Annotated in this window: 12 protein-coding genes; 3 read left to right on the top strand and 9 right to left on the bottom strand. The window is 62.2% G+C overall.

Translation table 11 applies throughout. The features are described from left to right. Position 1 precedes the first annotated feature (1 nt). Positions 2–2200, top strand: coding sequence for an acyl-CoA dehydrogenase family protein (locus RE4_RS13120; protein ID WP_060938704.1), 2199 nt, complete (start codon positions 2–4; stop codon positions 2198–2200). A 19-nt stretch (positions 2201–2219) separates the two neighbouring features. Here RE4_RS13120 and RE4_RS13115 read toward each other — a convergent pair whose 3' ends face one another. The 6 genes from RE4_RS13115 to RE4_RS13095 form a co-directional block, all read right to left on the bottom strand. Continuing rightward, complete coding sequence (locus RE4_RS13115; protein ID WP_019746346.1) at positions 2220–3632, bottom strand: amidase; 1413 nt, start codon at positions 3630–3632, stop codon at positions 2220–2222. 90 nt (positions 3633–3722) lie between these two features. Further along, positions 3723–3881, bottom strand: a complete 159-nt coding sequence (locus RE4_RS31285) for a hypothetical protein (protein WP_020905720.1) — start codon at positions 3879–3881, stop codon at positions 3723–3725. 144 nt (positions 3882–4025) lie between these two features. Then, entirely contained in the window at positions 4026–4676 is a 651-nt protein-coding gene (locus RE4_RS13110; RefSeq protein ID WP_060938703.1) for a sterol desaturase family protein, read from the bottom strand. Further along, positions 4673–5395: a FadR/GntR family transcriptional regulator gene (locus tag RE4_RS13105; protein WP_019746349.1), complete on the bottom strand. Its 723-nt coding sequence runs from the start codon at positions 5393–5395 to the stop codon at positions 4673–4675. Before RE4_RS13105 ends, RE4_RS13110 begins: the two co-directional genes overlap by 4 nt. A gap of 54 nt (positions 5396–5449) precedes the next feature. After that, positions 5450–6421, bottom strand: a complete 972-nt coding sequence (locus RE4_RS13100) for an ABC transporter substrate-binding protein (protein ID WP_060938702.1) — start codon at positions 6419–6421, stop codon at positions 5450–5452. A 53-nt stretch (positions 6422–6474) separates the two neighbouring features. Continuing rightward, entirely contained in the window at positions 6475–7446 is a 972-nt protein-coding gene (locus RE4_RS13095; RefSeq protein WP_019746351.1) for a helix-turn-helix domain-containing protein, read from the bottom strand. A gap of 71 nt (positions 7447–7517) precedes the next feature. On the opposite strand from RE4_RS13095, the gene RE4_RS13090 reads away from it, so the two are divergent. Beyond that, positions 7518–8531, top strand: a complete 1014-nt coding sequence (locus RE4_RS13090) for an ABC transporter substrate-binding protein (RefSeq protein ID WP_060938701.1) — start codon at positions 7518–7520, stop codon at positions 8529–8531. Between the two features lie 12 nt (positions 8532–8543). Here RE4_RS13090 and RE4_RS13085 read toward each other — a convergent pair whose 3' ends face one another. Genes RE4_RS13085 through RE4_RS13075 form a run of 3 tightly spaced genes read right to left on the bottom strand, consistent with a single transcriptional unit; the run spans position 8544 to position 12527 of the window. Next, positions 8544–9995, bottom strand: coding sequence for an amidase (locus RE4_RS13085; RefSeq protein WP_060938700.1), 1452 nt, complete (start codon positions 9993–9995; stop codon positions 8544–8546). Between the two features lie 33 nt (positions 9996–10028). Then, complete coding sequence (locus tag RE4_RS13080; protein ID WP_060938699.1) at positions 10029–11291, bottom strand: amidohydrolase; 1263 nt, start codon at positions 11289–11291, stop codon at positions 10029–10031. Positions 11292–11318: 27 nt separating this feature from the next. After that, positions 11319–12527: an MFS transporter gene (locus RE4_RS13075; RefSeq protein ID WP_020968083.1), complete on the bottom strand. Its 1209-nt coding sequence runs from the start codon at positions 12525–12527 to the stop codon at positions 11319–11321. Positions 12528–12626: 99 nt separating this feature from the next. Between RE4_RS13075 and RE4_RS13070 the strand changes: the two genes are divergently transcribed. Next, a complete protein-coding gene (locus tag RE4_RS13070) occupies positions 12627–13646 on the top strand; it encodes an Lrp/AsnC family transcriptional regulator (protein ID WP_060938698.1) in 1020 nt (339 codons plus the stop codon).

Genomic DNA, 13646 nt, shown 5'->3' with positions numbered 1-13646 from the left:
CATGGCACGCAACGCATACGAACTCGGCCTCGGGCTGAGTGAGGAGCACACCGCACTCGCAGATTCGGTGCGGTCATTCGCGGAGCGCACCATCACCACCGAGCAGGTGCGCGCGGCGGTGAAGTCGAGGACCGAGGACAAGTTCCCCGAGTTCTGGACGGCCCTGGTCGGGCAAGACCTTCTCGGGCTTGCGGTTCCGGAAGAACAAGGTGGTCACGGCGCCGGTCTGCTGACCTTGGCGGTGGCACTGGAAGCATTGGGCCGCACTGTCTCTCCCGGCCCGTTTGTTCCGACGGTATTGGCAAGCGCCGTTCTCGGCGCCGCTGATTCCAAGGCGGGACCCGAGTTCCTGCCGGGTCTGATCGACGGAAGTCGTACAGCAGCAGTCGCCTTGGGTGCACCGTTGACGGCCGAGTCGTCGGACGGCGGATACAAGATCACGGGCGCACTCGACGGTGTGCTCGGTGGTGAACATGCCGACGTGCTGCTGGTCCCGATCCAGCTGCCCGAGGGTGTCCGCTACGCGGTGCTCGAGAGCAGCGCAGTCGCGATCACCGTGCAGGACAGCATCGACGTGCTGCGCGGCAGTGCGCGGATCGAAGCTGACAATGTTCAGATCAGCGCCGAACGGATACTCGACGGTCTCACCGAGGCGCGGGTACGGTCCATTGCCGCAGTCGTTCTCGGTGCCGAAGACGTCGGCGTCATGTCCTGGTGTGTTTCCACTGCGTCGGAGTACGCCAAGACACGCGTGCAGTTCGGGCGACCCATCGGCCAGTTCCAGGGCGTCAAGCACAAGTGCGCGCAGATGGGCATTGCGCTCGAGCAGGCACGCGCCGTTGTGTGGGATGCGGCAAGCGCATTGGACAAGGGCGACGACACGGCAGATTTTGCCGCCGATATCGCCGCAGTCATCGTGCCGGACGCCGCAGTGCAGGTAGCGCAGGATTGTGTGCAGGTCCACGGCGGCATCGGATTCACGTGGGAGCACGACGCCCACCTGTACTACCGCCGCGCGCTCTCGATCCGCGGCATTCTCGGCACCCGCGAGGATCGTGCCAACCGTGTTGCGCAGCAGGCACTTGACGGTGTCAGCCGGGCTTCGGTTCTCGAACTGCCGCCCGAGGCAGAGGAGATCCGCGGCGACATTGCGGCCGAGCTTGCCAAGTTGGTCGAGCTCGACGAGGACGACCAGCTGATCGCGCTCGGCGACGGCGGCTGGGTTCAGCCTCACCTGCCGAAGCCGTACGGGCGCAGCGCCGCTCCGCTCGAGCAGATCGTCATCTCCCAGGAGATCAAGGCTGCGGGTATCTCGATGCCGCAGCTCCTGATGGGCACGTGGGCCGTGCAGGCCGTCGTAGCGCATGGTTCGGACAAGCAGAAGCAGGAATTGGCAATACCGACCCTGCAGGGTGAGCTGGTGTGGTGCCAGCTCTTCAGTGAGCCCGGTGCTGGTTCCGACCTCGCGTCATTGTCCACGAAGGCCGAAAAGGTCGACGGCGGTTGGAAGATCACCGGTCAGAAGATCTGGACCACGGTTGCGCAGTTCTCCGACTGGGCAATGCTGATCGCCCGTACGGACGCCACCAAGCCGAAGCATCAGGGCATCACCTACTTCGTGCTCGATATGTCGACACCGGGCATCACCGTCCGCCCGCTGCGTGAGATGACGGGTTCGGCGTTGTTCAACGAGGTGTTCCTCGACGACGTGTTCATCCCCGACGAGAACGTGGTCGGCGAGGTCAACGACGGCTGGAACGTCGCACGTACGACGCTGGCCGGCGAGCGCGTCGCACTGAGCCAGAAGATGGAGGCGTACGCCTCGGACTCCGATCTACTGAAGTTCGCGAAGTCAGCAGACCTGAGCCCGATCGGGCGCTACCGCGTCGGCGAGCTGGTGGCCGAGAGTCAGGCGATCGACCTCATCGGCTCCCGCGTTGTGCTCAAGCAACTTTCGGGAATCGACGTGAGTACGACGTCGAGCGTCGGCAAGCTGTTGGCGATGAAGATCAGCCAGTCGATCGCCGAGTTCGTCGTCGCCGAACTGGGTGCTGCCGGAGCGGTCAGCATCCCAGGTCAGCCAAGCGACAAGGCGATGGAGCAGCTCATTTCGGGCCGTGCCACCACCATTTACGGCGGCACAACCGAGGTGCAGCTCAACGTGATCGGTGAGCGCATGCTCGGATTGCCGCGAGACTGAGGGTATCTACGGGTGAGGCTCAGTCCTGGATTCTTCTCCAGGGCTGAGCCTCTTCCAATTCGAAGGCCAATTCGAGGAGTGTGCGCTCGTCGCCGAGATCGGCGGAGAAATGCGAAGCCAACGGCAAACCGTTGCTGGTCTGGTGCATCGGTAGCGAAATCGCGGGACCACCGGAGATGTTGTTGAGCGGTGTGAACGACGTGTACGCGATCAACTTGTCGAAAAGCTCCTCGAAAGGCTGAGCGGGAGAGAGGTATCCGAGCTCGGGGGTGGTGTGCCCCAGAGCCGGCGAGAGCACGACGTCGTACTTCAAGAACATGGCGCTGTACTGCTGCTGGAGCCGTCGCAGGCGGTAGAGCACGCGCGGCGTCTTCACCAGGTTCTTCCGGTACAGCGTGTACAGGCCCTTGGTGAGATTGTCGGTGCCGGACTTGTCGAAGTCGGGCCCGAGCATCTGTTTGCCACCGGTGGAGATGGCAAACGACAAAAAGCCCCAGTAGATGCTGAAGTCGTCGATGAATTCCGGGCCGACTGGCAATGCCGCGTCCTCGACGTGATGGCCAAGGCCGGCAAGGAGTTCAGCCGTAGCTTCGACGGACTTGCGTGTCTCGTCGTCGGTCTTGGTGACCGTCACGGAATCGGTGATCACGCCGACGCGCAGGCGGGTTGAGCTGGGTCCTTCGATCAGGCGAACCGGTGCGAGTCGTGGATTGCGGTAGTAACTTTCGGCCGCTGACATCCATCGTGCGGTGTCACGCACCGTGCGGGTGACGGCGCCCTGAGAGATCAGCCGGATCGGCATCGACTTGTCGGCCGGATCGGCGATGGTACGGCCGCGAGTGGGTTTGAGTCCGACCAGTCCGCAGGCAGCGGCGGGAATGCGAATCGATCCACCACCGTCGTTGGCGTGCGCGATCGGGAGGACTCCGGCAGCAACCAGTGCGGCAGCGCCACCCGAGGAAGCGCCCGACGAGTAGGCCGGGTTCCACGGGTTGTGCACGGGTTCTTCCGTCATGTACTCGGTGGACGCACTGAATCCGAACTCGGGCAGTCGGGTCTTGCCGATCGAAATGGCCCCGGTGGAGAGGAACTGCTTCGCGAAATCGCTGTCAGCCTTGGCGGGGACTGCGGTGAAGGCGGTGCTGCCCTGCTGGGTGGGGAGGCCGGCGCTGTCGGTGTTGTCCTTGATCGCGGTGGGGACGCCGGCGAAGATGCCCGCGGCCGGCCGGTTGCTCCTGGCAAGGGCGCGATCGAAGTCTGTGCAGGCCAAACCGTTCAATTGCCCCTGCACTGCCTCGGCGCGCGCGATCGACGCCTCCATGACTTCCCGTGCGGTCACCTCGCCTGATTCGATCCGGGCGGCGACGCCGGTGGCGTCGAGATCGCCCAGGGCGTCATCGGTGAATGCGTGGACGGGGGTGTTGGGGCTCATGGGGATCCTTGTCAGGCGGAGGCACTCAGGTCGTCCGTCCAGCATATTGGACGGACGACCCCTGAGTGGCGCTATCTGTGGATTGCGGTATCAGCTACCGAAGATCGTCACAGCCTGCTCTGCTGCCTGCGGTGCCTGCTGGAACAGGCCCTGAGGGATGAACTGCTGAGGAATGAACTGCTGGGGACCCAACTGCTGGAAGTTCGTGACCATCGGGTGGATGACGTTGTTGAATACATCGTTGAACATGTGTTGTGTCCTTCGGTTGCAGCGTTTTTCGAACTTCTGACTCCATCGACACTAAGCACGGTTCGGGTGGGTTTCAACGAAAATCACTGATACTCAGTCAAGTTCAAGTTCATTGCCAGCTAGGGGCCAGGAATCGGCGTTTCTTCACAGCTTCGACGCGGTGCCATGCAGGTTCTTGGCTGTCGGGGATGTCTCGACGGATTTGGGATCGGGGTACGTGCCCAGTACGCGATCGGCCGTTCCCGCGGTGGTGACGGTGAACCAGTAGTGCTCGTTCTTGAAGTGATGGTTGCGATGGTTGCGCCAAACCGACCGGTAGAGAGCAGTTTTCGGCTTGTAGTCACTGTGGATGAGGAAATGAGTCCACTCGTAGCCGAGACCGAGTACGGAAATGCAGGTCAGGAAGGTCAGCCCGAGTTCGACGCGGGGAAATGCCAGGAGTGCGACGGCAGTCAGGACGGGAATAACGATCAGGAGCGTCTGCCACGGAATGAAGATGAGTGAGACGGTTCGCGGGGCGAAATGGTGCTCCCGATGGCTGCGCGCCAGGCGTGAATCGAGGGTGACGCCGGCAATGGTCCGCGGCTTCCAATGGAGAACGAAGACGTGAATGATCCACTCCACGAAGGGAAATGCGGCAAGCATCACGAGCGGAACAAGGGCGTCGGTGATCTGCCAGTTGCCCAGCGTGAAGCGCGCCGCCGCGGCGACCACCAACATGGTGCCGATCATCCACGGCGTCGGTGACTTGCGGAAAGTTCGTGCTGCGTCGGTCAGAGTGAGAGGCTTGCTCATGGTTTCAGTCCTTCCAGGAAGGTGAGAGCATCGCCGATTGCCGTCGTGCCGGTGTGAAGGAGCTGTGCGGCTGACGCCTCGGCAGTTGACTCGTCGTGTGAAGTGATGGCGGAGGCCAGTTTTCGATACAGGTCGGTCTGGCCGACTTCGGCGACCATGACGGAGGCAAGTGCGGTCATGGCCGGTTCGTATGCAGCGCGCAGGCTGTTGAAGATCAAACGGAAGGCAATGGAATCCGCGCTGTCGACGACGACGTCCCAGAACGCCAGAGCGCGGTCTTGCAGCTCTACCGGATCTTCGGTGGCGCCTAGTTGATCCACGGCCGTGTCGAGTTCTCGGGCAGATTCCGCGGAGATGCGACGGGCGGCCAGCACCGCGATCTGCGGTCCCATCAACTCGCGAGTTTCCAGGACGCTGCGCACCACGGTCAGGTCGGGGACGCCGTCTCGAACCAACAACTGGGGGAGAAGCTCGGGTCCGGCCTGGCGTCGAAAATCTCGCACGGACGTGGACTCGCCCTGGCGGACCTCGACGAGCCCGGCCTGGGCGAGCTTCTGAATTGCCTCGCGGACTGCGGGCCGCGAGACACCGAATGCCTCGGCGAGCTTGCGCTCGCTGGGTAGCGCCTCACCCGCGGCCAACTCTCCGGCCAGCACTTTCACTGAAATCTGGTCGAACACTGCGCCGGAAGCGGAGGTACGTGCAACGGGTTGGAACATGTACCGACCGTAAACTCTAACTGGTGAGAGGTCAAGTGGTATGACCAGTTAGCGTCACTGCAGATTGCGAGTGGTGTCCGCCAACTTGTTCAGGAAGTCCGTGTAGGTGAGTGCGAATCCCACCTTGTCGTCGTAGTCGAGCGGTGCAACATTGCCGGCGGCCACGGCTGGAACACGATCCCACGCCGGGTTGCCCGGCCAGGAGTCGAGATTCTGGGCGACGACGAGATCGGCGTCGGCGAGCACATCCGCATTCTCCCAACCGAATTCGGCGCTGTAGCCGCCGATCGCGGCCGACTGAGCGGCGGTGATCGCGTCGTTGGACAAGATCGTGTAACCGAGTGACGACGCTACGTCGACGGTCAGGTTGTTCGGGGTGTTGAACACGAAGAACTTGTCCTCGATCAGCGATACGAAGGCGATCGTCTTGGTCTGCGCGACGGAACCGACGTCGTCGCGGGCAGTGGCGAGAGCGGCTTCGTACCGCGCCTGTGCTGCCGAGGCGGCGGCGGTCTTGCCCAGTAGTGCCAGTTGCTCGCCCATGAATCCCAGAGGCCCGCCGAGTGATTCGGTCTTCTTGTCGGGCGAGCTGCCGTCCTGGATCACCAGAACCGGTGCGATGTCCTCGAAAGTGAGGTTCTGTGACTTGTAGCTCTCGTACCAGCCGACGGAGATGAGGATCAGGTCCGGGTTGTAGCTCAGCACGTCCTCCTTACTGAGATTGCCGCCCAAATGCCCCGCATCGGCCGGGACCTTGGATGCGAGATGGCTCGACTCGTCGTAATCGAGGGCGACGATCGGGTAATCGGCGAGAAGTGCGAACTCGAGGGACGTCCGGGAGTCGATGACAACTACTCGCTGCGGGTCGGCAGGTATCTGGGCGGAGTACCCCGCGAAGCTGTAGTCGATGGTCTCGGCCGAAGGCGAGGGCTGGTCGTCGGACGAGCTGCACGAGGCGAGCGTGCCGATCAGGATCGCGCCGACCGCGAGTGCGATAGACCTGGCAAAACGGCGGCGGTGGTGCATCTGTGGTGTTCTCCAACGTGTTCGGGCAACATGGTTTGCCTTGCCTAACAACGCTAACGTGTCACCCGTGCGGGTTTGGTGCCATTCTGATGCGGTTTCATGACAGGTGAGAACGAGCGGAAGTACGCGGCGGGGGTGTGGCCGATGACCTGCCTGAACAGGTCGATGAACGTTCCAGGGTTGGCATACCCGAGGCCGCGGGCCACGGCGACGACAGGTTTGCCTGCGGCAATCTCGATCAATGCAACGCGGACGCGCACCAGAATTCGCCATTGAGTGAGCGTCGTGCCGGTGTCTGCCTGGAAGCGACGCATCAAGGTCCGGCCACTCACGCCGATGGTGCGAGCCCAGTCGGAAGTGGTGCGGTCGTCCGCCGGATCGGCGATGATCTGCTGGGCAATCGAAAGAAGGTCAGGCGTTCTCGGCAACGGAATGTCGAGACTCGCGGCCTGAACGGGATGGATGAGGTCGATTGCCACCTGCTGTAGCCGTAGTCGCTTCAGGTCGGGCATGGCGTTGTTCTCGTTGTGTAACAACACCTCCCGAAGTGCACCGGTCATGGGTATGCCGACTATCGAGTCCCAATCGGTGTCGATTCGATCCGGCGTCAGGTACGTCGCGAAGATGACGGCGCCGTCGTCGGAGCGGACACGGTGCGCAGTGCCGGCAGGAATCCAGATGCCGAGCATCGGCGGAACCATCCAGAGGTGTTCGGACGCTTCGAGGGTGACGGTCCCACCTGCCGACCACAGCAGTTCATGTTCGCGGTGGGTATGGAAATCCCAGACGCCAGTTGCCGTGCTCTTGAACCGGATGGTGCTGACGGACCACGGCTCCGCGACGATCCGGTTCGGGGTGGACACCGGCTCGTTCCACGTCGACGGTTCCAGGGTCGGCGCTCCCCACAACATGATGCCGGGGAAGTCCTGTCGCGAAGGCGTCACGAACCAAGAACGTACCGGCTTCCGGCCGTCGACCGAGGGGGTGCGCGTATCGATGGCTCGATCGAAACAGTGGTTGGCCATGACGCTTCACCGTAACAGTGCAGGTGAGAGTAATTTTAGGTAGCCCTAATTCGGATACCGTCAGGAAACCCATGACATCACTTCTCTTGCCTACCGCTGATACCGATGCCGAGTTCGCTCGCATCACCGCAGCACTTACCCGACGCGGTTTCCTCGGGGCCGGTGCCTTGGCGGGGATCGGATTGCTCACGGCCTGTGGAACCAGCTCCAGTGAATCGGCCGAGGGCTCGATGCGCACCATCAACACGGCACTGGGGCAGGTGGAGGTTCCCACCAACCCGCAGCGAGTGGTCAGCGCCGATTACTACACGGGCCCCGCGATGTTCGACGCCGGATTCACGCCCGTCGGATTGCCGGTGGACTACGAGAACGCCGACGGTGTCCCGGAACCGTATGCGTCTGCCCTGCGGTCTCTTCCGAAGGTGGGACGCTGGTACGAGCCCAACGCCGAGGCGATAGCGGCTTTGTCTCCCGACTTGATCGTGATGACCAACCTCCTTTCGGAGAACAACCCGGATCTTTACGAGCAGATCCGGTCGATTGCACCGACCGCAGTTTTTGCCGAAGACGGCCAGTACGCGTGGAAGGAGCGCGCCCTCGGGGTCGCGGACGCACTCAACCAGAGTGCGAAGGTTCAAGAGTTGGCAGACCGGTACGAGGCGCGGATCGCGAAGTTCCGCAGCGACAATGCTGACGTGTTGAGCAAGGTGAAGGTCGTCTACACCACGTACTTCGAGGAGAGTGGTTTCTCGCTGTACTCGCCGACCAAGTATCAGACGACGGTCATCAGCGAGGCCGGGTTCGAGTTCAACGACCGCTCACTCGCAATTCCCGCCGGCAGCAACGAGTGGTTCCCGAAGGAGCAGTTGGAGCTACTCGACGAAGCCGACGTCATAATCACCAACAGTGGCAAGGGTCCCATCAACGAGAAGTTGGCGAACGACACCATCTTCCAGCGTCTGCGCGCCGTCAAGAACGATCAGGTGTACTCGTTCGACTACGAGGGCGTCGCGTCGTTCGGTTGGGCCCTGACGTTCCTCGAGCAGTTCCAGTCGATTGCTGAGGAGATCAGAGCCAAGCTCTGATCTCCTCAGCGATCAAGAGGAAGCCGGCGTCACCACATCCAGCCTCGGTTGATGCTGGTCGGTGTATGCCCACGGGCGGATCTTCTCCAGTGCTTTGCCGATCCGGAACACGGTCGGTTCGTCGTACGTATGGCCGACGATCTGGACGCCCGTGGGAACGCCGTTGTGTGCGTGTCCACTGGGCACCGCCAGTACGGGACACCGATTGGCGACGTTGAACGGCAACGTGAGAAGTGCTTCGGCGGTGGTGTTCACGTGCTGGCCCGCAACCGTGAGGCCGTCGAGCAAAGACTCGCCTGCCGGGAAGGCGATGGTGCCCGAAGTCGGGCAGATCAGCGCATCGAATGGAGCCATCGCCTCGGCGAGCTCTCGTTGCATCTGGGTTTCTTTGCGAAGGCCGTCCAGAAATGACATTTCCGCAGCGCCCTTCGACGTGATCGCGACGTTGTCGAGCGTGTAGTCGGCAAGAAGATCACCGTGGACGCGAGCAACTTCCGCGACGGATGCACCCATGATCGTTCCGAAATGGACTTTCACCGCTGCTGCCATCGAATCACGAGTCCACGGCAACTCGATCTCCTCGACGATCGCGCCGGCATCGACCAACGACTGTGCGAGAGCCCGGGTGTTCGCCTCGATGTCAGGCTCGATGGGGAAGTCACCGAGCCGCAGGCACAGGGCAATGCGCATTCCCTCGACCGACGGGTACTCGTGTGGCAGCATGATCGCCGGCCTCAGGGAAGAATGGTCACGCGGATCCGGCCCGATCAGAACGTTGGCCAAAAGAATTGCGTCGTCGACAGTTCGGGCCATCGGACCGTCGCCACGGTAGGAATCCATGGACAGCGGGGCGACCCCGGGAATGCGGCCGTACGACGCTTTGAGCCCGACGGTGCCGGTGAAGCCTGCCGGGCCCCGCGTCGACCCGCCGATATCGGATGCTGTTGCCAGAGTGGTAGTTCCGGCAGCGAGGGCGGCGCCCGCGCCTCCGGATGAACCGCCGGGACTGTAATCGAGGTTCCAGGGATTGCGAGTCACGCCCCACAGTGGAGAGTGCGTGAACGCCGCAACACAGAACTCCGGCGTCGTGGTGCGTGCGTGAATCAAGCCGCCTGCTGCCAGAACTCGATCGATCACCGGTGCGTTCTCGCGGGCGATGTTTCCGCGTGCCGCCAGCGAACCTTCGGTCAGAGACTTTCCGGCAATAGCGTGTTTTTCCTTGGCAGCTACCGGAATTCCCTCCAGCGGCCGCGGATCGGGTCCGTGGCCGAGATATCGGCTCTCAGCTTCCCGAGCGCCGGTCAGTGCCTCGTCGAACATCTCTTCGGTGAAGGCATTGATGTGAGGTTCGAACTTCTGGGTTCGGTCGACGACTGCTTGTAGCAGCTCGACCGGAGACAATTCTCGCGTGCGAAAGTGTTCAATAGCTTCGGTGGCGCTGAGGTAATGCAGGTCGTCTGACATGGCGTTATCTTCCTGGAGAAGTATGTGTAGGAATCACGCGCTTCGCGCAAGGGCGCCCAGTGCGGCCGCAGTCATAGCCGTGACACCTTCGGGTAGTGCCGCGGCCGGATCCGGCGCGAAGCGCGGTGAGTGATTCGAGGGTGTGCCGGGAGGAATCCGTCCCTCGGCGAGTGCGGCGAGAGCTCTTTCGTCGAAACTCCGAAGCGCCGTCCCGCCGAAATGCCAGAATACGGAGGGGCATTGGGCAGCAGTGCCGAAGACTCCGAAGTCCTCGCTGCCTGAAAGCGGTTGCGGCAGGGTGTGCATTCCCAATCCTGCCCGGCGTAGGTCGGACATCACCGTGGACGTTGCGTCCGGAGTGTTGACCGTGGCCGGAAAGCCGTTGTACGCATGAACGTCCGGCTGTTCGGCGGCGCCTGCTCCGTCCGCTTCTGCGCGAGCGATCCGGCCTACAGATTCGAGCATGTGTTCTCGCGACGATGCACTGAAAGTTCGCAGACTGAGTAGTAGTTCGGCGTCGTCGGCAATGATGTTCGCAGCTGTGCCGGCGTGCAATGCTCCCACCGTGAGCACCGGTGCTGTCGGGGTTGCCGCTTCATGAGCGACCAGACTTTGAATGCGCAGCGCGAAAGATGCTGCCATCAACAAGGGGTCGATGCACGCGTACGGCGAGGACGCATGTCCACCACGGCCGTGAAAAACCACTCGAATCGTGTCGGATGCTGCCATCAAGATGTCGGGTTTGCTGACCAGCATCCCAGCCGGAGTCGGGCCCACGTGTTGTCCCAGGCAGAGGTCCGGTCGCGGGAAGCGGTCGAAGATTCCGTCGTCGACCATCGCACGCGCGCCGGACCCGGTCTCCTCGGCAGGCTGGAAGACCGCGACAACAGTGCCGGTGATCGACGTCGGATCCGCGGAAAGTGCTGCGCACGTGGCAAGTAGCGCGGTTACGTGGACGTCGTGGCCACACGCATGCATGACGCCATCCGTCTTGGAGGCGTATGACAACCCGGTGTCTTCTGCGACCGGCAACGCGTCCATGTCGGCGCGTAGCAGGATCACCGGCCCGCTGCTTCCTTGGAGAACACCGACGACACCCGTGCCGCCGACTCCGATCGTGACGTCCCAGCCGCCGATCCGCCGAAGCTCTTCGGCAACAAGTGCGGCAGTGCGAGTTTCGTTGCCGGACAACTCGGGGTGTGCGTGCAGGTCCCGGTACAGATCGAACCAGTGCGGCTCGACGGTTCGCAACCGCGACGGGTCTCCGAATTCAAGATTCGAAAGCAGTTGATTCATGGTCGATCTTCTTTCGGTTGGTGATGATCAGTTGGCGGTTTTCAGTTGCACCAGGTTCAGCATCTTTTCTCGGGTCTGCGGCGCTGCCATTACCGCGATGATCGCCACGACGGGCCCGAGCGCGAGCGATACGAACGCCGCTGACCAGGAGAGATGGTCCACGATGAATCCGAACACCAGCGGCGCGACAATCCCGGCGACCATGCCGCCGAAAATGATCATCGACGAGGCGGCTCCGACCACCGAAGAAGGCAGGCTACGAAGTGGGAGTGCAAAACACGGCATGAAAGCGAAAGAGGCAGCGGCAGATCCGAGGGTGACGAGAACGACGAACAAGGCCGTGTTGGAGGCGAAAGGAACTGAAACGAGCATCACGATGCACGCGAGCATGGACGGCACTACGACGATGCGGCTGTTGCCTGCCAGTCGATCCGAGATTCGGCCGCCGATGACGGTGGTCACGGCGGCCACCACGGTTGCCGGGATGAGAAGGAGGCTCGCACTCGAGAGGGCGATTCCACGTTCGTCATGGAGGTAGGACGGAACCCAGGACGACATCCCCCAGATCACGAAGTCGTAGCCGAAGAACATCAAGGCGAAGAGCCACATCGCGCGGGAGCGAAGTACGGTGCGCATGTTGTCCCAGGAGGAATCCGGACCGTGGTCGATCTCCGCCGGAAGCGCGGGCGGGAGCCACAACTTGATGCTGACGAGCGAGAGTACGCCGAGCGCCGCGACGGCCAGAAACATCCCACGCCAGCCGATCAACGGGAGAAGCGCTGCCGCAACGACAATGGCGAGAAGCGTACCGACGGCGTTGGAACTGTTCATCCATCCGGTTGCGGTGGCACGTTGCTCCGGGATGCTGCGTTCGGCAACCAGCTTTACTGCGGCTGCCGGAAACACGCCCTGTGCGAGACCGAAGAGAAAGCGAACAACCAGAAGCGTCCCGAACGACCACGCAAGGGCGGTGAGGCCGGTGAAGACACTCCACGCCACCAACCCGATCAGAGCCATCCGGACTGCGCCGTATCGATCGGCGAGCAGTCCACCAGGCAGTTGGGCCAGTGTGTATGCAATGAAGAACGTGGAGATGATCAATCCACGCTGGGAGTAGTCGAGATCGAACTCCTCACCGAGCAAAGGGAGGGCGAGGTTGATCGCCAGCCGATCTATGTAGTCGATCGCGTAGGCGACGAACAGCAGCGCGACCGTGACTTTGGTGGAGCGAAGCACTGGGCCTCCAAGTGGTGAACCTGTGAAGTGATTCACATATCTTTGGCAAACAGGCAGGGATCACCGGCCAGAATGCAGTAATCCAGCAATACTTGGCAGATGAAGCCGGAATCCGACGCATTTGTGATCGCGGAATCTGATCTGGAGATCATCAATGCACTCCAACTCAACCCCCGCGCGTCGTGGACACAGTTGTCGTCGGTACTCGACATGGATTCGACGACGATCGCCCGCCGGTGGCGTCGCCTCGTCTCGAACGGTCATTCGTGGGTCAACGCGGTCGCAATCGGCCGAACCCACATATTCGGCTATCTCCTGATCAGGACGACTCAGGATGCGGTTGCCGACGTGGGGGAGCGGTTAAGTGAGCTGGCCTGCGCTTATCTGTTGGCCAGGACGGAAGGTGAGTACGAGTACTTCGTCGGAGTTGTGGCCGCCGACCAGAAGAGTTTGGACGCCTTGGTGTGTGAGCACCTTGCTGCCGATCCTGGAATCTTGTCGATCAGAAGCCGGGTCGGGGTGAAGGTGTACCGGGACGGCTTCAGTTGGGAGCCGGGCGCTCTGGGGCAAGCAGGTCGCGCTCAGCTGGCAACCGCTGCGGCGCCGGCAGATCCGACAGTGTTCCGTGAGTCCGACGGTGCCCTGTTGGAGGCGCTCGGCCGTGACGGACGTGCCAGCTATGCGCGTCTCGCCGCGATTTGTGGAACGAACGAGACTGCGATTCGACGGCGCTTGGCCCAGCTGACTGCCTCGCAACAGTTGATTTTCCGCTGCGATGTCTCGCAACAGGCTGTCGGTTCACCGTTCGAAGTGATCTTCGATGTCGCTGTGGACGGTTCCACCGACGAACTCGGCAATCTTGTGTCGAGTTGGCCGGAGATCAGATTGTTGGTGGCGACTACCGGAACAGCGAACATGTTGATCAGCGTGTGGCTGAGCAGCCTCGCGCAGAGTCTTGTCGTCGAGGATCGACTCCGCCGAATCGGTAGTGTGCGGATCCTCGATCGACGTGTCTCGCTGTACCCGATGAAGCGGTTCGGGCAGCTACTCGGACCGAGCGGAGTGGCGGAAGGTCATGTCCCGGTCGCGATTTGGGGCGCCGGCGACGTTATTCGTTGA

Origin of the sequence: Rhodococcus erythropolis NBRC 15567 (assembly GCF_001552595.1) — a bacterium.
GTDB classification, from domain to species: domain Bacteria; phylum Actinomycetota; class Actinomycetes; order Mycobacteriales; family Mycobacteriaceae; genus Rhodococcus_F; species Rhodococcus_F erythropolis.
The sequence above is the reverse complement of the archived record's forward strand: the minus strand, read 5'-3'. Positions and strand labels throughout refer to the sequence as shown.